General features: G+C 42.5%; 17 protein-coding genes. 6 read left to right on the top strand and 11 right to left on the bottom strand.

Annotation, left to right across the window (positions count from 1 at the left end; genetic code table 11):
• The first annotated feature begins 195 nt into the window (after positions 1 to 195).
• Positions 196 to 1353, top strand: coding sequence for an endonuclease (locus J7E52_RS05770; protein ID WP_214744059.1), 1158 nt, complete (start codon positions 196 to 198; stop codon positions 1351 to 1353).
• Between the two features lie 316 nt (positions 1354 to 1669).
• Complete coding sequence (locus J7E52_RS05765; RefSeq protein WP_214744058.1) at positions 1670 to 3037, top strand: amino acid permease; 1368 nt, start codon at positions 1670 to 1672, stop codon at positions 3035 to 3037.
• Positions 3038 to 3081: 44 nt separating this feature from the next.
• On the opposite strand, the gene J7E52_RS05760 is transcribed toward J7E52_RS05765, so the two are convergent.
• Positions 3082 to 3945 (bottom strand): DUF4349 domain-containing protein, encoded by an 864-nt coding sequence (locus J7E52_RS05760; protein WP_214744057.1) that lies wholly within the window; start codon positions 3943 to 3945, stop codon positions 3082 to 3084.
• 174 nt (positions 3946 to 4119) lie between these two features.
• Here J7E52_RS05760 and J7E52_RS05755 point away from each other — a divergent pair, with 174 nt between their 5' ends.
• A complete protein-coding gene (locus J7E52_RS05755; protein ID WP_214744056.1) occupies positions 4120 to 4548 on the top strand; it encodes a TspO/MBR family protein in 429 nt (142 codons plus the stop codon).
• 108 nt (positions 4549 to 4656) lie between these two features.
• On the opposite strand, the gene J7E52_RS05750 is transcribed toward J7E52_RS05755, so the two are convergent.
• The 4 genes from J7E52_RS05750 to J7E52_RS05735 all read right to left on the bottom strand — a co-directional run bounded on the left by J7E52_RS05750 (position 4657) and on the right by J7E52_RS05735 (position 10732).
• Positions 4657 to 8475: a bifunctional 2',3'-cyclic-nucleotide 2'-phosphodiesterase/3'-nucleotidase gene (locus tag J7E52_RS05750; RefSeq protein WP_286197474.1), complete on the bottom strand. Its 3819-nt coding sequence runs from the start codon at positions 8473 to 8475 to the stop codon at positions 4657 to 4659.
• Positions 8476 to 8854: 379 nt separating this feature from the next.
• Complete coding sequence (locus J7E52_RS05745; protein WP_309476854.1) at positions 8855 to 9316, bottom strand: DinB family protein; 462 nt, start codon at positions 9314 to 9316, stop codon at positions 8855 to 8857.
• An 8-nt stretch (positions 9317 to 9324) separates the two neighbouring features.
• Positions 9325 to 10155: a GNAT family N-acetyltransferase gene (locus tag J7E52_RS05740; RefSeq protein ID WP_286197473.1), complete on the bottom strand. Its 831-nt coding sequence runs from the start codon at positions 10153 to 10155 to the stop codon at positions 9325 to 9327.
• Positions 10156 to 10567: 412 nt separating this feature from the next.
• Complete coding sequence (locus J7E52_RS05735) at positions 10568 to 10732, bottom strand: YvrJ family protein (protein WP_286197472.1); 165 nt, start codon at positions 10730 to 10732, stop codon at positions 10568 to 10570.
• A gap of 156 nt (positions 10733 to 10888) precedes the next feature.
• Between J7E52_RS05735 and J7E52_RS05730 the strand changes: the two genes are divergently transcribed.
• Entirely contained in the window at positions 10889 to 11512 is a 624-nt protein-coding gene (locus tag J7E52_RS05730; RefSeq protein WP_214744054.1) for a sigma-70 family RNA polymerase sigma factor, read from the top strand.
• Positions 11505 to 11723 (top strand): hypothetical protein, encoded by a 219-nt coding sequence (locus tag J7E52_RS05725; protein ID WP_214744053.1) that lies wholly within the window; start codon positions 11505 to 11507, stop codon positions 11721 to 11723. The genes J7E52_RS05730 and J7E52_RS05725 overlap by 8 nt, the downstream gene beginning before the upstream one ends.
• A gap of 54 nt (positions 11724 to 11777) precedes the next feature.
• Here J7E52_RS05725 and J7E52_RS05720 read toward each other — a convergent pair whose 3' ends face one another.
• The 3 genes from J7E52_RS05720 to J7E52_RS05710 form a co-directional block, all read right to left on the bottom strand.
• On the bottom strand, positions 11778 to 14147 hold the full coding sequence (locus J7E52_RS05720; RefSeq protein ID WP_214744052.1) for a penicillin acylase family protein: 2370 nt from the start codon (positions 14145 to 14147) through the stop codon (positions 11778 to 11780).
• Between the two features lie 337 nt (positions 14148 to 14484).
• Positions 14485 to 14922, bottom strand: a complete 438-nt coding sequence (locus J7E52_RS05715) for a hypothetical protein (protein ID WP_214744051.1) — start codon at positions 14920 to 14922, stop codon at positions 14485 to 14487.
• A 175-nt stretch (positions 14923 to 15097) separates the two neighbouring features.
• Complete coding sequence (locus J7E52_RS05710; RefSeq protein WP_214744050.1) at positions 15098 to 15961, bottom strand: STAS domain-containing protein; 864 nt, start codon at positions 15959 to 15961, stop codon at positions 15098 to 15100.
• A gap of 145 nt (positions 15962 to 16106) precedes the next feature.
• Between J7E52_RS05710 and J7E52_RS05705 the strand changes: the two genes are divergently transcribed.
• A complete protein-coding gene (locus J7E52_RS05705) occupies positions 16107 to 16343 on the top strand; it encodes a hypothetical protein (RefSeq protein WP_214744049.1) in 237 nt (78 codons plus the stop codon).
• A 14-nt stretch (positions 16344 to 16357) separates the two neighbouring features.
• On the opposite strand, the gene J7E52_RS05700 is transcribed toward J7E52_RS05705, so the two are convergent.
• The 3 genes from J7E52_RS05700 to J7E52_RS05690 all read right to left on the bottom strand — a co-directional run bounded on the left by J7E52_RS05700 (position 16358) and on the right by J7E52_RS05690 (position 19449).
• Positions 16358 to 16687, bottom strand: a complete 330-nt coding sequence (locus J7E52_RS05700; protein ID WP_101223592.1) for a hypothetical protein — start codon at positions 16685 to 16687, stop codon at positions 16358 to 16360.
• A gap of 99 nt (positions 16688 to 16786) precedes the next feature.
• Complete coding sequence (locus J7E52_RS05695) at positions 16787 to 17980, bottom strand: MFS transporter (protein WP_214744048.1); 1194 nt, start codon at positions 17978 to 17980, stop codon at positions 16787 to 16789.
• A 146-nt stretch (positions 17981 to 18126) separates the two neighbouring features.
• A complete protein-coding gene (locus tag J7E52_RS05690; protein ID WP_214744047.1) occupies positions 18127 to 19449 on the bottom strand; it encodes an APC family permease in 1323 nt (440 codons plus the stop codon).
• Positions 19450 to 19592 lie beyond the last annotated feature (143 nt).

The following is a 19592-nucleotide window of genomic DNA, read 5'->3' as shown; positions in this document are numbered from 1 at the left end:
TTTTTCGCATCCATTTCATTTCCATAACAGCCTTCGATATTTCCCGGGCTATTTCCCTAAATTCCGCTAAGCTTCACTAGCTGTATTCTCTCATTTTTGACAGTCCAGAAGGAAAAAGTGCTTTATATCCATAACTTTACATATACATGCCGATTTCTCTGGAAATGGGTATGAATCGATTTATGGAGGAATGACATGTTCACAAAACATGAATTAAGATTTTCCCTGCCCATTTTACTCGTGCTTGCATTCTTTATTTCCGCTTTTTGCATTACCCCGTCACTAGCCGCGGCTGGCGATGGCAGCTTGTCCTCTCCTTACTCCGTTTCCCAAGCCATTGCGAATCAAGACGGCACGATTAAAACGGTCAGCGGATATGTGGTGGGACAGCCCACGTCAGCCAATACCGTCGTCACGAGCGGCTATCCAAATGATTACGCCATAGCATTGGCAGAAAGCTCATCGGAAACAACTATTTCCAATATGTTGTATGTTCAGGTTCCATTCTCCTTCCGCTCTGAATTTGGCTTAAAAACAAATCCTTCTTTAAAAGGAAAAAAAGTCACCGTAACCGGTTCACTTAGTGCCTATTTCACCCATCCAGGCTTAAAAGATGTATCTGCCATGTTTTCAGGGAATGATTCAACAGAACCGGAGACACCGGGGGTTGGCTCATACTATGATTCAGCCAGCGGAAAATCAGGGTCATCGCTAAAAAGCGCCCTCCATGAAATCATCGATGATCATTCGGAAATATCGTATTCAAATGTCTGGGACGCTTTACGGAAAACCGATGAGGACCCGAATAACGCCAATAATGTCATTCTTCTTTATACAGGGCGTTCTCAAGGAAAAACGATGAACGGATCTGGTGTTAATGATTGGAATCGTGAGCATGTATGGGCAAAATCACATGGTGATTTCGGTACCACTTTAGGACCCGGCACTGATCTGCATCACCTTCGGCCGACTGATACCTCTGTCAACAGTACTAGAAACAACCTGGACTTTGATAATGGAGGTTCTGAACATACCGAAGCTATAGGAAATTACTATGATTCTGATTCGTGGGAACCTCGCGATAGTGTCAAAGGTGATGTCGCCAGGATGCTGTTTTATATGGCGGTTCGTTACGAGGGTGATGCAGGGGAAGTCGATTTAGAGTTAAATAATCAAGTGAACAATGGTACCGCCCCATATCATGGTAAATTAGCTGTTTTACTGGAATGGAATGAACAGGATCCAGTGGATGCCTTCGAGCGTAATCGGAATGAGATCATTTATAATGAATATCAGCATAATCGCAACCCTTTCATAGATCATCCTGAATGGGCCTCCGCCATCTGGCAATGATAAAATGAACAAGCTGTTCCATATTTTCGGGACAGCTTTTCCATTGGTAGATGTCTAAATTTTTAGAAAAATCACATAATTTTATTTTGGTTGAATAGCATTGCAATTAGGGTTTAAAGATTGTGATACGAAGAAAAAAGATAGGAACACTTTCGTAGTAAGCGTTTTCATTTTTTGCTTTACATTCTTCCTATTAAAATATATTATTTAGTTGTAATATTATGTGAAAAATCAATAAATAATATGTATTCTCCTCTACTAGTGATAAAATGCTAGATAGAGAAAATTAAACTCCAACATAGAAAAGGGGAAAATTATGCAAAACTCCAAAGAATCTCAACTGCATAGAGGTTTGGAAGAACGACATATCGCATTAATGTCTCTTGGCGCAGCCATTGGAGTCGGTCTATTTCTCGGCTCGGCATCTGCGATTAAATTAGCCGGCCCAGCCATCATCATTTCTTATGCCATTGGCGGGCTTATGATCTATCTTATCATGCGTGCACTTGGGGAAATGGCGATAAAAAATCCTGTCGCAGGCTCTTTCAGTCGCTATGCAAGCGAATTTGTCGGTCCTCTTGCCGGGTATATAACCGGATGGAATTACTGGTTCGTTTGGATTGCCACCTGTATGGCTGAAATTACGGCAGTCGGAATCTATATGCAATTTTGGTTCCCTGATACCCCTCAATGGGCTTGGGCGTTAGCCGCACTTGCCATCATGACAACGATTAACTTTCTTGCTGTAAAAGCATACGGTGAATTGGAGTTTTGGTTCGCCTTAATTAAGATCATTACGATCATCCTTATGATCGTCCTTGGCTTCGGAATGATCATCTTTGGACTAGGGAACGGCGGAGTCGCGGTCGGTTTCGGCAACCTTGTTGAAAATGGAGGATTCTTCCCTAATGGAATTTCTGGTGTCATCCTCTCGTTTCAAATGGTCATGTTCGCCTATTTGGGAATTGAAATGCTTGGAGTAACCGCAGGTGAAGTTAAAAATCCTGAAAAATCTTTAAAGAGAGCCATCGATACCGTTTTTTACCGGATTTTACTTTTTTACGTTTTAGCTCTGACAGTCATTTTATCGATCACTCCATGGGATGAAATGAATGGAGAAAACAGCCCATTCGTTATGATGTTTGATAAAATCGGTATACCAGGCGCAGCAGGAATCATTCAGTTTGTCGTACTGACAGCAGCCCTTTCATCTTGTAACAGCGGGATCTTCAGTACAGGAAGAATGTTATTCAACCTAGCGCAGCAAGGTGAATCACCAAAAAGCTTCGAACGTACAACAAAGTCAGGCGTTCCTGGCGTTGCCATCATCGTTTCGGCTATCGTGCTTCTTTTCGGCGTTTACCTTAACTACATGGAAGCCGATAAAGTTTTCACTTACGTCACAAGTGTCGCGACATTCGGTGCACTCTGGACATGGGGAACCATACTTGTCACACAGATTATGTCTAGACGGAAAATGAGTCAGGGAGAAAAACAAGGCTTGTCTTACAAGATGCCTCTTTTCCCATTCACTTCTTATTTCACATTAGCCTTTTTAGTATTCGTAATGGTCGTACTCGGTTTTTCAGCAGATACAAGAATCGCTCTAATCGTTGGTCCGATTTGGATCTTACTGTTGGTAGCCCTGTATTATGTGACCGGCTTGCATAAACGGAAAAGATAAATGTCAGAGGGTGCCAATCTAATTGGCACCCTCTCTTTCTGCCTTCACCTTTTACCCCTTCTTTTGATCACCCAATGGACCGCCGCACCAGCTCCGCCTAAAATAATGAGGATAGGCAAGTTTCCTATTATAAAAACAATGATTCCTGAACCCGCTTTAAGTAATAGATTCGCACTCGTTGCAAGTTGTTTATTCGTTCTTTCCCAAGTATTCAATTCCTTATTATCAATGCCCGGTACAACTATCCGGTCCTGTGATAACTTGATGGTAACCGTCGAATATGCGGTCTGGTTCTCAAGATACTTCATTTGCCCTGTCAGCTGCTCTATTTCTTCTTGCACCACGGCAAGATCGGATGATATTTTCAGCAAATCTTCCGTCTTCTCAGCATCCTTCATGAATGCAAGCAACCTTTCCTCAACTGCCCTCTTTGACTTCAATCTTGCTTTTAAATCTACATATTGCTCCGTTACATCCTGTCCTGTCACATTCCTTCCGACCACTTCTGAAGCCTCGCCCTCGCTATCCGCTAGAAAATCCTGAAAATGGGCTTCTGGGACCCGAACAGTGATCGTTCCTTCCACCAGTTCTTCATCTTCCCTGTATACATTGGACTCGACAACATATCCGCCATATTCAGCCACCTTATTCTCAATCTTCATTTGTGCCTTTTCAAGGTTCTTCACCTTCAACTCAAGCTGGGCTTGATGGATGACCTTTCTTTCATCCGTCACCCCCTCCTTTTCCGCTGCTTCTTCCTGTACCTTATTCCCGGAAAATGAAGCGTCCATCTTACTTTCCGCCGTTTCATCCTCTGCTTTAGATGCTGAATCATCTTTTTCATTACTGATGCATGCAGCAAGTAAGAGGAACAAGCTGAACATAAGCATCATTGTTTTTCGGTTCATCGGTATTCCCCCTTTTCTTACTAGTACCGACGTAAAATTTTGGAAGAAAGTTACACTTCTTGATCAAAGGGTCATGTTTTATTTTCAGATGAAAAGGTAAAGGTACAAGAACATCCAAATAATGAAGAAAGAAGAGGATCGCATTAGAACTACAGAAAATTAGCAAAAAGTGTATTGGTACCTGTGGTCGGAGGTTCACTTGTGGGGATACTCGCCACAAGGAATTCAAAAGAAATTTATGACAAACTCAAGAAGCCTGCTTTCGCTCCTCCCTCCTGGACTTTCCCCGTTGCTTGGACAAGCCTTTATACGATTATGGGTATAGCGAAATATCGCATTGCATCCAAGGAAAAAGAATCGAAGTCCGCTGAACTCCTCTATGATACTCAACTAGGGTTGAACTTCCTATGGTCTTTTTTATTCTTCAAATGGGGCTTGCGCGGAACGGCATTTATTGAAATGGCTGCACTGCTGACCCTGATTACTTTAACGGCATTCGAGTTTTATAGAATAGACCGTGCATCCGGTTTAGCGATGATTCCCTATATAGCATGGGTCACCTTCGCATTGGGATTGAACTTTTCCATTTTCAGAAACAATTGATCACCAAAAGGAGCGCCCCTTATATTAAGGAGCGCTCTCTTTTAGAGTTTCACGAGTAAATCCTCTAAACTCACGAGTAATTGTGCAAATTTCACGAGTAAACCTCTATTAATTATTGATATTCGTAATTCTGCCTTCAATTTCTGCCGTGATCTTTCCGCCTTTAAACGTTTCTTTCACATAGTTAACGAATGCTTCCAGGTCTGCATGTCCAAACACACGCTCTTTTCCTTTCAGGACGGTATAGTTATCACCACCGCTTGCCATGAAATCATTGACGGCCACCGTGTATGTTTCGGTATCCTTGATCGGTGTTCCGTCCGCTTTCTTCAATAAAGTGACCCGTTCCGTGACAGGTTTACTGAAGTCGGCTGTATAGCTCAGTCCAGAAATTTGCAAGGTTTTCGGAGATCCTTCAACGATCCATTGCTGTTGCAGCAGCGTTTTCACTTCTGCTCCAGTCAGTTCCAGCTTAACCAATACGTTTCCGAACGGCTGGATTTTCGCTAAATCGGAAAAAGTGACTTCCCCCTTTGGAATATCAGCACGAATTCCGCCTGGATTCATGAAGGCAAAATCGGAATTCAAATCTGCCTTCATTGAATCGGCAATTAAATTCCCAAGGCCCGTTTCCTGCGTATAGGCATTGGCTCTTAAAATTTTCTCATCCGTTGTCCCAAGCGGGGCTTTCAACTCGGGGAACATGTCTAGATAGTCGTTAATGAATTTCGTCGTCCCGGCATCCGGTGTGATGCCATCTTGTGTAACCGTGACAATCTCAGCTGACCTTTTGACAATATCCTTTGTGTTTGGATCGATTTCCAAATCCACATCTTCAAAAGCCGTTCCATAAGAGTAAGCTTGTACAATCAATTTATTATCCACATAGTTGTTGACCTTTGCATGATTATCTCCAGCTAAGATCACATCAACTTCATCATCCACGGCATTGGCAAGATCAGCCACTTCGCCTGTGATGACCCCTTCCTTTTCAGTTCCTGGGTCATGTGAGATGATCACAATCGATTTGACGCCTTTGTCTTTCAACTCATTAACCGCCTTATTTACAGCAGGTGCCTGTTCTATGAATTCCACATTTTTAATGCCATCCGGACTTACTTTTTGAGGTGTGGCATTCGTGACTACACCTATGAACCCAATATCAACCCCGCCGACCTTTTTTATGACGTAAGGGTCCAAAATCGGTTTTTTCGTGTCTTTATATACGACATTGGCAACTACATATGGAAAGTTCAATTTATCGAATACCACATCGGATGTTGGCGACTTTCCGCCATTGATTTGAGCCATCAGGGTTTCTACCCCTTTGTCGAACTCATGGTTCCCGACAGTTCCGACATCGAATTCCATATTATTCAAAAACTGAAGCGTCGGTTTGTCCTGGAGCAAAGAAGAAACGGGAGCACTTGCCCCAACAGCATCCCCTGCCGATAGTAAAAGTGTATTTTCAGGGTTTTCAGCTTCACGCTGCTTCAAGTGCGCTGCTAAATAATCAGCACGCCCTTGTTTGATACCGCCAAAATCGGAAGTGGTATCAAGCTGGCCGTGAAGATCATTGATTCCGAGCAGTTGCACCTTAACGTTTTCTTTCCCCAAATTAAATTTGTATATGCCAAAGCCTTTATCATCCTTTTCGCCTGTATAAGAAATCGGGCTGTTTTCATTTAGATATTCCACACCTTTTGGTGATGAGGTGAAAGTGACGTTCACATTGCCTGAAATCGGGGCGATTGACCAGTTATTATCAGCGGTTGGATTGATCTCACCCTCTTGTGTGATGTAATCCATCAAGATCTGGCGATTTTCATCCGCGGAGTCAACTACATATTCGCTGCCCTTGACTCCCGGGAAGTTCCCCCCGCCCGAAGCACGGTAATTATTCGTCACGACGATGAAATCTTGATTCGGGTCCACTGGTTCACCATTATATTTCAAATCTGCAATTCTGCTTGAATCCGACACTTTAATCCCTTTTTCATCATAGCGCGGAGCCTTGGTGACATCGATTTGATACGTAACGCCGTCAATCACATCAAAGTTATAAACGGCAAACTTTCCATTAAGCAGCTCCTGTTCCTCAGACTTGGCAGGATCGATCGTATTATATTTCCCGGCAGACATTTCAAGCCACTCTTTAACCACTGACCCTTTGATCTTGATTGCCTTCAAGGTATTATCGTATAAGTATAAATCACCGGCGCTGCGAATGGTCAGTCCGCCTTCCTTGATTTCAGTGAATTCCTCGACTCCATTGCGACCCGCTTTGAAAGGGGCTCCTACAGAGAGAATTGGCAAGTCTTTGTATTCAGGGCGGTTGCTTTGGATGTATTTTTCTACATACCATTTCTGTGCGCTCGTCACGACCTGTACGGAAGGATCGTCCTGCACAAGGGCGAAATAACTATGAATTGGGGCTGTAGTCGTTCCAATTGGCGTGTTAACATACTTGATCGTTCCTTCGTGATCCTTCTTCACGGCTTTGACGACAGATGCATCTTCAGTTGCTTTTTTTCCTGTTATTTTGTCGTTGATTGCCCGTGTTGATGAATCGGAATTGACGACTTTCCATTTCCCCTTGATATTCTGGATATCAAGATCGATGATCCCGAGATTACTGCCGCCATATCCTGCTTGAACGGCTGGTACACCATTGATGGTACCCTTTTTATTATCCACGCCTTTAAGGACTTTTCCTTGGCTATCTTTGAATAGGCTGTCTAAAGAAGCCTCATCTTGTGCCGGAAAGACCTTATGCGTGTGGGAGAACGTGATGGCATCGATGTCTGATACCTTGCTTAATGAATAGATGACATCCTCGGTATTCTTGGTATCGCCATTAAATCCGGAATGCGTGAGCGCCACGATGACATCCGCGCCCTTTTTCTTCATTTCAGGTACATATTTTTTTGCAGTCGTGACGATTTCTTTTGTAATGACCTTACCGTCAAGGTTCGCTTTATCCCACTCCATGATTTGCGGAGGGGCAAATCCAATGTAGCCTATTTTTACTGATTTTTCTTTTCCATTGATGTCCTTTACTTTCTTCGTGACGATTTTATAAGGAGTATATTTATTTTTATCATTCTTTGAATTATTGTCTTTATCTTTTTTATAAACATTGGCATTGACATAAGGGAAGTTCGCATCGTTGATGGCCTCGTCCAAATAAGCTAAACCATAATTGAATTCATGATTGCCGAATGTGGCCACATCATAGTCAAGCAAGTTCATCGCTTTATAGACGGGATGGACTTCACCTTTTTTCAGTGGCGCTATTTTTGCTTTGTACGTACCTAGCGGGGTCCCTTGAATAAGGTCGCCGTTATCCACTAAAACGCTATTTTTCACTTCTTTTCGTGCCTGTTTGATTAAAGAAGCCGTGCGGGAAAAGCCGACAGAGTCCGATACTGCATCCTTATAATAATCATAGCTTACCAGATTAGTGTGTATATCCGTCGTTTCCATGATCCTTAGTTCAAATGGCGCATCCGAAACGGAGGCTGCCAGGCTGTTGCCGAAGTTACTCGTATTGCCGTTATACTTGGAGACAACCGATACTTTGATCCAATAACCCGATTTGTACGAGTTGAAGTACGCAGAGAACTTTTGGGCCGCTTTAATATCCGCCTCAATGGCTGACTGTGAAATGACCTTCGTCCCATTCATTAATTGGAAGACAACGGTTTCATTTCCTTTGTTCCCTTTTTTCGGTGTGACCGTTACAGTCGCTTTGGTGCCTTTTGAGTAATTAACAGTAGGAGCTGAAATGATAAATGGTTCAGTCGTGACCGGTTTCTTATTAGCCTCTTTGGCGGATGTCTCCCCCGGTACGGCAAATGGGGCCGTAATCAAACTCACAGCAAGAATCGGGGCGAGCATCTTATTAACATGCATCTTGAACGACATACTTCACAACCCTTCTATTTTTGTAAAATGCTAGAATAATATATCATGATTTTGTCGAATAGGCGCCAAATTTTACCGTAATATTACGAATTTTGAATAAACGCTACTTTTTTCCCATTTCCATTCAGTGTACATAGATCGATATACCTTCAATTATGTATATAATCATTATCGAATTCTAGTAAATTCTTAGGGGGAAAGTTTCCTAATAGCCGGCCGTAAAAATGAACCAGCCTGATTACATCGTATGGATCTCAAAGATCGTTCCTTACACTCACTCTTTACTTCAGTGAAACTTTTTTGAAAAACCCTGCGGAATTCCTATCAAAATAAAAAACTGGTAAAGCAAATTGCATTACCAGTTTTTAAAACATAAAGCCTATAAAGCCCGATCTATTAAACTGGCGGATACCGGTTCGATGCCCATCTCCCTCGACCAGATGGACAACTGGCCTACATGGTGAATTTCGTGCGCTATCAGATGGCGCAGTATCCTGCCTTTTTCGTATGTCCCCTCCATCCAAGCTGGCTGAATCATTCCATTCTCATCATCAATGGAATGCGAGTTCAAATAGTCCATGACCTCAGAGTGATAACGGATAGATAAATCCTCCACTTTTTCGATCGTATCATAATCGTCCAAGTCGATCGCGACATCAGGCTCCCCTTGTATGGCCCTGATCCAGCTGCATTCGACATCGATGATATGGGCGAGTGTCTTCAATATATTGTCCATCCCTCCTATGCGTTGCCGTTTCAGCTCCCCGCTCGGCAAGGACCGGCACCACTTGAACCACTCACTTCGCACTTGCCAGTTATAATTGAATAAGATCAACATCATCCCAGCCCCTAACTCTTTGTCGTCCCTTTGAATTGATAATAATCCTGTCTTTGTATGGTTTTGAATCCACAAGATTCATAGAGTCTTAAAGCATGCTCATTAGTCGCCTCTACCTCGAGGGAAATATCATATCCCAGGTGGCATTGTTCTGCTACGACCTTTTTCAATGCCTTTCTGCCAAGTCCTTTTCCCTGGTATTTCGGCAAAATGGAAAATCCATAAATCCACGCTTCCCGGCCTGAGTGATCAACACGGATCTTACCGACCGCGCGGCCATCCTTTTCAATCATCATGGTTTTCAGAGTATCCTCATTTTGGATGCGCTGATAATAATCCTTCGCCTCTTGCTTCGTAAATTGGAAACATTGAATATCCAGCTGAATTTCCGTTTCCTCATCATCTCTCCGTGAAGGGCGAACGACTGCATCGCCATAATCATCAAGCTCCGTTTCGGACCATTTCATTTGAAACTCAGAAAAAGCAAACTCACATGGGAGCTGTTTCAAAAATCCTGTCCCTGAATGGGATTGAGCAGGTGAGTTCAAGAGAATCAACTTATAGTTGCGCTCCTCGGCACTCCTTATGGCCTCTTCCAGAAGCTTTGTAAAAATGCCTTGCCTCCGGTAATCAGGATGCACCATCCCGCACATCTCCACTTTGTTTCCAAAATCGTAAAGACCGAGAAAACCAACAAGCTTCAATCCATCATATTGAAAAAAGTCATTCTTATTCACACCATTTCGACTGCGAAGTGTTTCCCAGTTGAGCTTTAAAGTAAAACCTTCCCGTTCACATTCATGCTGAAGGATACGAATATCTTCTAGCTGTTGACTCTTCAAATTTCCCCACCCCTTTTCCATATTATCAGTTTATTACCAAACAATGAGAAAAGCAGCACCCTTTTACTTGGATGCCGCATACTTCGATAAGTTTATTGATGAATGTTGTTTTTTTAAAAGTATTTTCACTTTAATCCATAAAACCAAAATCGTATGAGGGGAGGATTTCCTATCTAATTCCATTGACGGATGAATTATAGCAGTAAAATGATTCCAAATGACGATTATTTTTTACCTATTTTGTGCTATATTCCAAATAATGGTTTACCATTATTTTACTTGAGTTTAAGGGGGGATGTAGCAAAGTCTTGATTTTCAGTTAATACCCATTTCTTTATACCCGAATTCCGGACCCTTTTTTTGAATAGAATCCGAAATTCGGTGTTTATCACCTGGCACATACGTCCTGAGGTTATCGTTTTTTCGTTTTATGAGCGGACTTTTTTAAGTTCTCTACGTCCGTTGTCAGTTCTTTTAATTGTTTACCGAAGCGGAAGAGCAAAAACATAGAAACGACGAATGGATAGCCAAATTCGCTAACTAATGAAACCCACAGAGTAGCATCCTCAATCATCATCCTCTTCACCCCTTTTCTTGTATCTGATATCTAAAGTGAAACTTGTTTAAAAAAATCAATCTAGCACTATTGATTCATGGAAAAAAGAACGAATGTTCCTATATAATTGATTTATTCCCCTTGTCTATCACTTTATTAATTAAAGGAGGGATAACAATGAACCAATTAACTTCTCATTTTTTTTCTCATTCATTGGAGTTTCTGCAGCAACAGTACTCATCTTTCTTTGAACAACCGATCATTCAAGTATTTTTACAGAACCCAGAGCATTTAAGGATTTTTACTGAAACTCTTGATTCCCCTTCTTCCCACAACATTGGTCATCTCAACGAGACTTTCAAAATTTTCTATTACCGGGCTAAAGTATACAAATACATGTGCTCCTTAATTTACTTTTTCTCTGTTGATTTTGATAAAAGGGCACGGAAGCAGCGGGAACGCTATCGAATGGTACTTGATGCGGCACCAAGGGATACTGGCGGATTGATCGATCGAATCGGCACTTTGGACGTTCAACTTGAAAAGATGGGGGAAACGAATGAACTCACTTCACACATAAGTGATGAAGAGATGATAAAAGCCTTGAAGAAGTTAACAGCCAAACAAAGCCTGGTGCTGACCATGATCTTTTCCTACGGCCTATCCAACAAGGAAATTGCTGCCTATTTCCAAGAGTCGCCACAGAATATCTCAAGCATCCGTAAACAAGCTCTAAAAAAACTTCGAAAGCACTATATGGATGAGGTATATGTTAGAAAGGAGAAAAGCCATTGTGGATAAAAAACTGTCAAAAGAAGAATTGATGGATCTAATAGACTCTTTGAATCCTAAAATAAAAAAATCTTTAAATAACACGAACTATCAAGACCGGAATGATCTGGAGCAAGAAATTAAACTCAAGATCATTGAATCATATGAAAAAATCGCAGCAATCGAGGCCCCTAATTTTGAGGAGTTCCTTGCAGAATTCTTTACTAAACAAAAACAATGAAAAGGTACCAAGTCCAGAGCAATCATGCTGGACTTGGTACTTTTTTTCTGAAAATCAGTATGATGGTTTCAATGTCAGCTTATTACCTTTTGGATCGTCGATTGTGGTTTTGTGATAAGTACCTTCTGCCCAATCATCAAGCTGATCGTTGTACCACTCACTTTTCACGTTACCTGATTGACCCGGGCCAACGAGGTGATACCCGTTATTCATGTCAGTTAGGTCGATGACAAATCTCCAGGAGCCGCCATGATTAACGGTTCCATCATCTAAAAATGCCGCCGCCTGTACGGTGACACTGCTGCCGCCTACCGGCACTCCGCCGCCGCTGTTGAATAAATAATTTAACGGGGCGACACTCGATAGCGGGTGGTTAAACCTTACCTGATGATAGTCTCCCCATTCCCAATCAGCTATATCGTCACCTTGTGATTCTTCCAGTTCCGTTAAAGTCTCCTGCAGCGACTTGGCAAGCACCTGCTCAAGTCCGCCTGCCTCTTCAATCCAAGGGCCCGGCTTACCATCCAGTGCCCGCCGCAGTAGTTCATCGACGGCCGAACGCCTTCCATTAAAGAGGTTGAGGGTTTCCTCCGGTATTTCTTCCTTCAGCAGAACATCCCCTATTTTTCTCATCCAGACATTAAAAATCATCGGTGCCGCTTCATCTACGGAATCAATATGATTCCATTTCTTCAGAATCGTTAGTGCCTGGTCTTCCTGTTTCCCCCATGGACCTTTCAATACATCCACGAATTGAGGAACAAACTCCTTAGCTTGCAAATTCACCTTATCCATCTGCAGGCTTTGCATGTCCTCGGCCGTAAGCCTTTTATTGGCTTTTAAAAACTCCTGTATCCTCATCTGACGGTACGGCTGTGCCCAGTTATTGCTGATGTGGTAAGGGTAATCATCTGAGGTTACTTTATTATTCGCTGTCGAAATGAATCCCTCTGCCGGATTCACCGTTTTTGGAAGTTCATCAAAGGGAATATAGCCTTTCCACTCAAATTCATCCGTCCAGCCAGGTACAGGCAGCATACTATCGCCTTTTTTCCGGATTGGGATTTTCCCATTCGCCTTATAGGCAATGGTCCCATCGACTGAGGCAAAGACGAAATTCTGTGCCGGCGTTTCGAATTGCAAGAGGGCCTTTTCGAATTCTTTCCAGCTTCCCGCTTTATTCATATTCAATACCGCTTCAAGCTCGGCAGATGGATCAAGTGCCGTCCACCTTAATGCAAGCACGGTATCTTTTCCGCTTTTCCCGGCAAACTCGGAGACAACCGGTCCATGGCGGGTAACCGTCACTTTATAGTCAATTGTTTTACCATCCTTCACCTTGATGGGTTCGTCCAGGATTTCAGCCTTTTCCCATTTACCTTTATAGGAGAATTCTTTCTCGTTTTCCGGGTTTCTTCTCTCAATATACAGATCCTGTACATCCGGACCGGTATTGGTCACACCCCAAGCGACCTTTTCATTATGACCGAGGATGATTCCCGGAATCCCCGCAAAAATAACACCGCTCACATTGACCGACGGGGCCTCCAAGTGCATTTGATACCAAACGGACGGTGTAGCTAATCCCAGATGGGGATCATCGGCCAATAACGGCTGACCGGAATCCGTTTTCTTGCCTGAAACGACCCAGTTATTGCTGCCGTTGAATTCATAAGGAATAACGGCCCCGGCAAAACTTTTTTCAATATCCAGTTCTTCCTTGCTGATGATATATGGAGCGCTCTTTGGATAATTAGGGAATAAATCATATGCTTTTTCCTTTGGGAACGTTTGCAGCAAATACTGCCTAAACGCCTGATCCTCCCAGTTCCCGCCTAAATCAAAGGCCATATATTTACCGATGGTCACCGAATCGACGGGTGTCCACAGCTCTGGTTCGTATCCAAGCAAAGTGAACTCCGCCGGCCATTTCCCATTCTCCTTCAATTCATCGATATAAAGATTTACCCCCTCGGCAAACACATCCAAGGCTTCTTTCCCATCACTTGTATATGCTGCATAAGAGGCTTCAGCCGCCCGCCTCAACCCAAGTGTACGGAAATACTTATCATTTTTGACGGTTTTCTCACCAATCACTTCACTCAATCTTCCTGAAGCCTGACGCCTGCTTAAATCCATTTGAAATAAACGATCCTGTGCTTGGATATACCCTTGGGCTAAATACAAATCATGTTCATTCGCTGCGTTGATATGCGGGACCCCACTTGAATCCCTCACCACCGTAACCGGTTTCAAAAGACCTGGAAGCGATATTTCCCCCTTTGTTTCCGGCAAGGATCTTGAAAGAAATACATTTGCAGCAATCAAGAAAGACAGCAAAAGTATAATCAGGATTCCAAAACTCCATAGCACCCGCTTTCTCCACTTCCGTTTTGGCTTTTGCTGAGGTACGGCAACTTCCATCGATTCATCTCCCTCTCCCCTTAAAACTCTCTTTCTTTCTATTTAAGATATTCCGCGTTTCCACCCATCTTTCCTACCAACATCCTTACATTCTCTCTTTTTATTTCCGTAAGGTCGGAAAGGTTCAAGGACGAATTTTTCCTGCGCTAGGTCGAATTGTTACCGTGCAAGCTCGAATTACTACCGCGCTAGATCGAATCGTTACCGTGCAAGCTCGAATTACTCCCACACAAGGCCAGAATTTTTCCCACTAGGTCAAATTACTACGCGAAATTGCTCCGATAAACATTAAATAAATGCAAAAACACCGATACAATGTATCGATGTGACAGGGATGCTAGCTATTTGCAATAATGTATTCAATGACTTTATCTGCATCGTCTGTATAAAAGAGAGCCTTATCAAAGTCATGGGCCGCCTTCGTCTCGGCTTCCATGTATTCAATCGGGGAGAGAAGACCAAAGAGCCTCTTCCATTTATGAGTTTTCTCGAGAAGTTTTCTTTCTTTTTTTATATCCTCTGGTATGAATTCATTAATGATAAAACATGGGTCGGAAAATGATGGGGCCTGAAAACGTTCAGTCAAGGCTCGCAATTTATCCCGATCCCATTCGACCCTTACCAGGTCCGATATGACCGAGACATTTTGGACCGAGTCGAGGATGTGTTTGGACAAAACATCATATTCTTCGTCCTCCAGCCCATTATCCGTCATGATTCCTACACAATACCATTTTTCGTTATGATCAGGTTCTTCATTTTTCTTGAAAAACACTCTTCGTCCACCTTTCTTACACGCTTTACATTATTCACGTTACTTAAATGAAAATCAACATGCCCTCACGCCATTTACTATATCATGAAGAAATATCGATGGACGATAAAATATGAAAGCTTCCTAGGAACTACATGATATAGAAAAAAAGATACCCTAAAAAAGGATACCTCCATCATAATGGCTTAAGAGCCAGCCCTCTTTGTTTAAACAGATATTCCAGGGCCTGCCTGAATGATAGGAAGGCTTTTACCTGATTTGCGAAATCAAGTTTGACGATCTCTTTCACGACATCAGGGGTAAAGCCGACAAACATCGTTTCCGTTCCCATCAACGCCAGTGCCCCCACTAATTGATCCAGCAGGGAGAGCATATTGCTTTCCTTTGTAAAGGTAATTCCGGAGAAATCCATGATCAATACTTCCGTATGCAGATCTGCGCATTTTTGCAGTACCGTCGATTGCATCGACTCCATTCTCCAATCATCAATGCGTCCGATCAACGGCAGGAGCAGCACATCCTTTAAAACGGTCTGAACGATCGGGGTGGATAATTCCTCCATGACTTCTTGGTTTTCTTTTATCTTCTGCAAAGAATCGTTTGCTATTTTCGCCATTTCTTTATAATGATTCACGTAACTGATACTCACACAGTGTATGAATTGGTCCAGGATTGCATCAATTATCGAGCTTGCCTTTAGCAGAATTTCAATCGAGTAATAGCGATTGCTTACTTCTTCTTCAATGAAACTCCAGAAAAGGTTACGCACAAGTTGAGCTTCCTCAATATTCTTATCTAAAGGAATGCCCATATCCACGATGCGCTTACCCATTTCCATTCCCGTTATTTTCATACTTTCCATCGCTTGTGCCTTTCCATGAATCAAGGCATCTGCATGAATTTGAATAAGCTTTGACCGTACCTCTTTACTGGTTTCAAAATCATAGAGCGGTTCCTCTTCTTCAAACAACTCGATATGCTCCACTAAGATATATTTAAATTTTTCAATTTTTTCACCGATCATTCTTAATTCTTCCATGTAGACCTCCCATACAGGGCTTTTATCACATTTTATCAAATAATGAATGGTTAAGGATATAAAATCCTTCTATTACCAATATGATAATAGACGTTTACCCTTTTCTTTATAAGGGTATTATGCTATATGACTTGGAGGGATAACCATGAAAAAAGATCAACAAGACTTCGTATCTGAAAACATGAGCGATTTAGTCGAACTCATAAACAGTAAAAATAACAGCCGCGAATCTTGGATGTACTTCGGCGCAATAAAAAGGATAAAAGTAAAAGCAAAGATGAAAAATGAAAAAGCCCAGTCCGAAATGGCCTGGGTTTTTCCATTGGATAAAATAAAAGTGCTGAGTTTGTTCATTAAGCAAACTCAGCTCTCCCGTCATTAACTATTGAAAAGCCACTACCTTTTTCTCCGGATTTCCTTCACATGGTTTCCTTCTGTGGTAATATAGACTGTTTCATCAATTTTGTATGTTAAATAACGGTCACAATCAATTTCCAACGTTTTCCCATTGCTGAATTTCATTGCGCAATTAGATCCCTCTTCGGTTTCCGTCACATCAATGACTTCGTTCGTCTTAAAACCGACTGCCTTGCCATCGGAGAAATGAGGATAGTATTTTTCAACAATCTCCACCTTTTCCAATCTGCCCGGACTTGTTAAGTATACAACGAATAATATAATTAAAACGGCTATTAACCCAATGAGAATTACTGCTTTTCGATTCACTCTATCTATTACCCTCTTCTCTTATCAATCTATTATTCAATATCCATTTTCACTAGATTATATTCAGGATTCCGGAAAAACATGATAGAAAAGATCATTTTATTTAACGATTTTCACTTTTTCAACCATCATCGCACAAGCGGCAGCCAGGATGATCAGAATGGATACAGCCGAGATGACCCCTCCCCAGCCGAACTTCATCAGGAATAAACCGCCCGATGCCCCCACCACACTTGATCCCGCATAGTAAAACAGGAGATATAATGCAGATGCTTGTGCCTTTTCACTCTTATCAGCCAGGCTTCCGACCCAGCTGCTCGCAATTGAATGAGCTCCAAAAAAGCCAAATGTAAACAGTGCAAGCCCCATTATTTTCAGCAAAAGCGGATCCAATAAGGTAAAAATGGCGCCCATCAGCATGATGGCGATTCCGGTAAGAAGTACAAGCCTCCGAGTATATTGATCGGCAAGCCTTCCCATCCATGTAGAACTAAATGTCCCCACAAGATAGATTATGAAAATGAAGCCAATCAATGTTTGTGATAAATGATATGGCGGTCCCATTAAAGGTATACCCACAAAGTTATAAACGGTAACAAACGAGCCCATTAATAGGAAGGCCATGCCGAATAAGAGTACTAGTCTGCTATTCCTTAAGTTATTGATAAGGGAGGTTTTGATTCTCGACAATGAGACTCCTGCGCGGACGGCATGCTGTGAAGGCGGAAGCATCCACCAAAAAGCCAGACTGATGACCAAACTTAAAGCCCCAAGGCTTCCAATCGCTATGTTCCAAGAGAAATGGTCGGTCAGCACGCCGACAATCAGCCTGCCAGCCAATCCGCCGATACTCGAACCGCTCACATAGATTCCCATCACATAGCCCAGGCTTTTCGGATGAAATTCTTCATTGATATAGGCCATCGCAATTGCCGGGAAACCTGCAAGCACGGCTCCTTGAATCGCCCGTATTGCGATAAGGATGTATAGGTCATCCTGGATGAAGCTGACACATATGGATAACAATGCAGACAGGGTGAGCGCCGTCCCCATTATTTTTTTCCTATCGATATTTTCCGAAAAAAAAGAAACAAGCAATAAACAGATGGCAAGCGTTCCAGTTGCGAAAGATAATGTAAGACTTGCCATTGCGGGAGAGACTCCGAATTGCTTTGCGAAAACCGGAATGACCGGTTGGGTACTATACAGATCCGCAAACGTTACAAAGCTACCAAGAAATAAAGCCAAGATTGTTTTCCTGAATGATTTACCAGCAGGCTCGATATAATTCACTTTTGTTCAGACCCTTCACTATTTAACTTTTCCCCTATGTTAATACGAAGTTTCCGAGTTGTCTATTTCGTCACTTTTGTCCCAAGGGAAAGATTTGTTCCAGCAACACAAAAAACCCTTCACTGCATGCAGTGAAGGGTTTTTCATTAATATGAACGTTTATCATCCCGCTCACCTTTTTTAAGGAGCCAGTACACTGGCATACCTATAATGAGGATGATCACCGAGTACAGGGCATTTAAAGGTGTATCGATTAACGTGCTTACAACAATGTATATTGCGCCAGCAATCGCCACGATGGGGATGAATGGGTAAAACGGCACTTTATAAGTTTTCGCATCCGGATCTTTTCTGCGTAAGATGAAGACCGCGAAGAATGCTAATCCATAAAAACAGAAGACGGAGAATACAGCCATATTGGTAAGTTTATCAGGGTCTGTTGCAACCATCATGATGATTGCAATGATCACTTGCAGTACCGTCGCATTTATTGGCGTTTTAAACTTAGGCGATATTTTCCCGATTTGTTTATGGCCTGGCATCATTTTATCAGTCGCCATCGCCAAGGTAATGCGCGGAAAGGTCAGAAGCTTCCCGTTCAAGCAACCGAATATTGAAATCGCTATTCCGATTGCTATCAATTTCCCGCCCAATTCACCAAATAGCATCGTGGCCGCAACGTTCGCGGCATTCGTACCATGAGCTATGACTCCCTCTGCCCCCAATACAGAAAGCATGGCAAGGTTCACAGCCAAGTAAGCGACCATGACCACGACCAATCCCGTTATGATTGCCTGCGGCAGCGTTTTCTGCGGGTTTTTCATCTCCCCTGCCATGAAGCCGACATTCATCCAGCCATCATACGCCCAGAGCGTAGCCAAAATGGCACCGGCCATACTGATTTTCATTGAACTTTCACTGTTGATATTAAATACAGGCATATCACCTTGTGCGATACCGAACACAGCTATGAAAATGATGGGGATCAATTTAGCAACGGTCGATAAGGTTTGGATGATACCGCCGTATTTTGTCCCCAGAAGATTCATGCCTGCTATAAATACGATCGTAAAAATCCCTATCGCCAAAGTGTAGCCTGAAGCGAGATTAAATATTCCTGCAACTAATAACCCGAAGTATAAACTGAGTGCGCCCATGACTGCAGGTCCATACACCAATGTCTGAACCCAGCCGCATAGGAAGCCCCATGCTTTTCCGTACACTTCTTCCATATAGACATATAAGCCGCCCGTTTTAGGAATCCGTGTACTCACTTCCGCAATCGTCAATCCGCTTGCAAGGGTAATGAGACCACCTATCAGCCAAGCTAATAAGGCCATGGTTGAATTACCGCTTAACTCAAGCACGTCACCAGGTCTCATGAAAATACCAGAACCGATAACTGTACCAACTACAATAGATGTTCCAACCCAAAAGCCAATCGTTTTCTTCAATTGGTCATTTCCCATGTTGTCCTCCCCAGGTGTACACATGTACTTTATTTATACTAAAATTATATCATATAAATTATATGGAAATAGTTTATGTAATCATTTGAATATTCAGATAAATTCCAAGACACGTTGGTATCACTAAGCTCAGGGAACTTTAT

This window comes from Bacillus sp. ISL-34 (genome assembly GCF_018613325.1).
Lineage (GTDB): Bacteria > Bacillota > Bacilli > Bacillales > DSM-1321 > Peribacillus.
Note: the sequence above shows the minus strand (reverse complement) of the source record. Positions and strands in the feature narration are given on the sequence as shown.

Coding starts and splice junctions, on each gene's coding strand:
- J7E52_RS05770 (WP_214744059.1), top strand. CDS start 196: ATGTTCACAAAACATGAATTAAGATTTTCCCTGCCCATTTTACTCGTG.
- J7E52_RS05765 (WP_214744058.1), top strand. CDS start 1,670: ATGCAAAACTCCAAAGAATCTCAACTGCATAGAGGTTTGGAAGAACGA.
- J7E52_RS05760 (WP_214744057.1), bottom strand. CDS start 3,945: ATGAACCGAAAAACAATGATGCTTATGTTCAGCTTGTTCCTCTTACTT.
- J7E52_RS05750 (WP_286197474.1), bottom strand. CDS start 8,475: ATGTCGTTCAAGATGCATGTTAATAAGATGCTCGCCCCGATTCTTGCT.
- J7E52_RS05745 (WP_309476854.1), bottom strand. CDS start 9,316: ATGATGTTGATCTTATTCAATTATAACTGGCAAGTGCGAAGTGAGTGG.
- J7E52_RS05735 (WP_286197472.1), bottom strand. CDS start 10,732: ATGATGATTGAGGATGCTACTCTGTGGGTTTCATTAGTTAGCGAATTT.
- J7E52_RS05730 (WP_214744054.1), top strand. CDS start 10,889: ATGAACCAATTAACTTCTCATTTTTTTTCTCATTCATTGGAGTTTCTG.
- J7E52_RS05720 (WP_214744052.1), bottom strand. CDS start 14,147: ATGGAAGTTGCCGTACCTCAGCAAAAGCCAAAACGGAAGTGGAGAAAG.
- J7E52_RS05710 (WP_214744050.1), bottom strand. CDS start 15,961: ATGGAAGAATTAAGAATGATCGGTGAAAAAATTGAAAAATTTAAATAT.
- J7E52_RS05705 (WP_214744049.1), top strand. CDS start 16,107: ATGAAAAAAGATCAACAAGACTTCGTATCTGAAAACATGAGCGATTTA.
- J7E52_RS05690 (WP_214744047.1), bottom strand. CDS start 19,449: ATGGGAAATGACCAATTGAAGAAAACGATTGGCTTTTGGGTTGGAACA.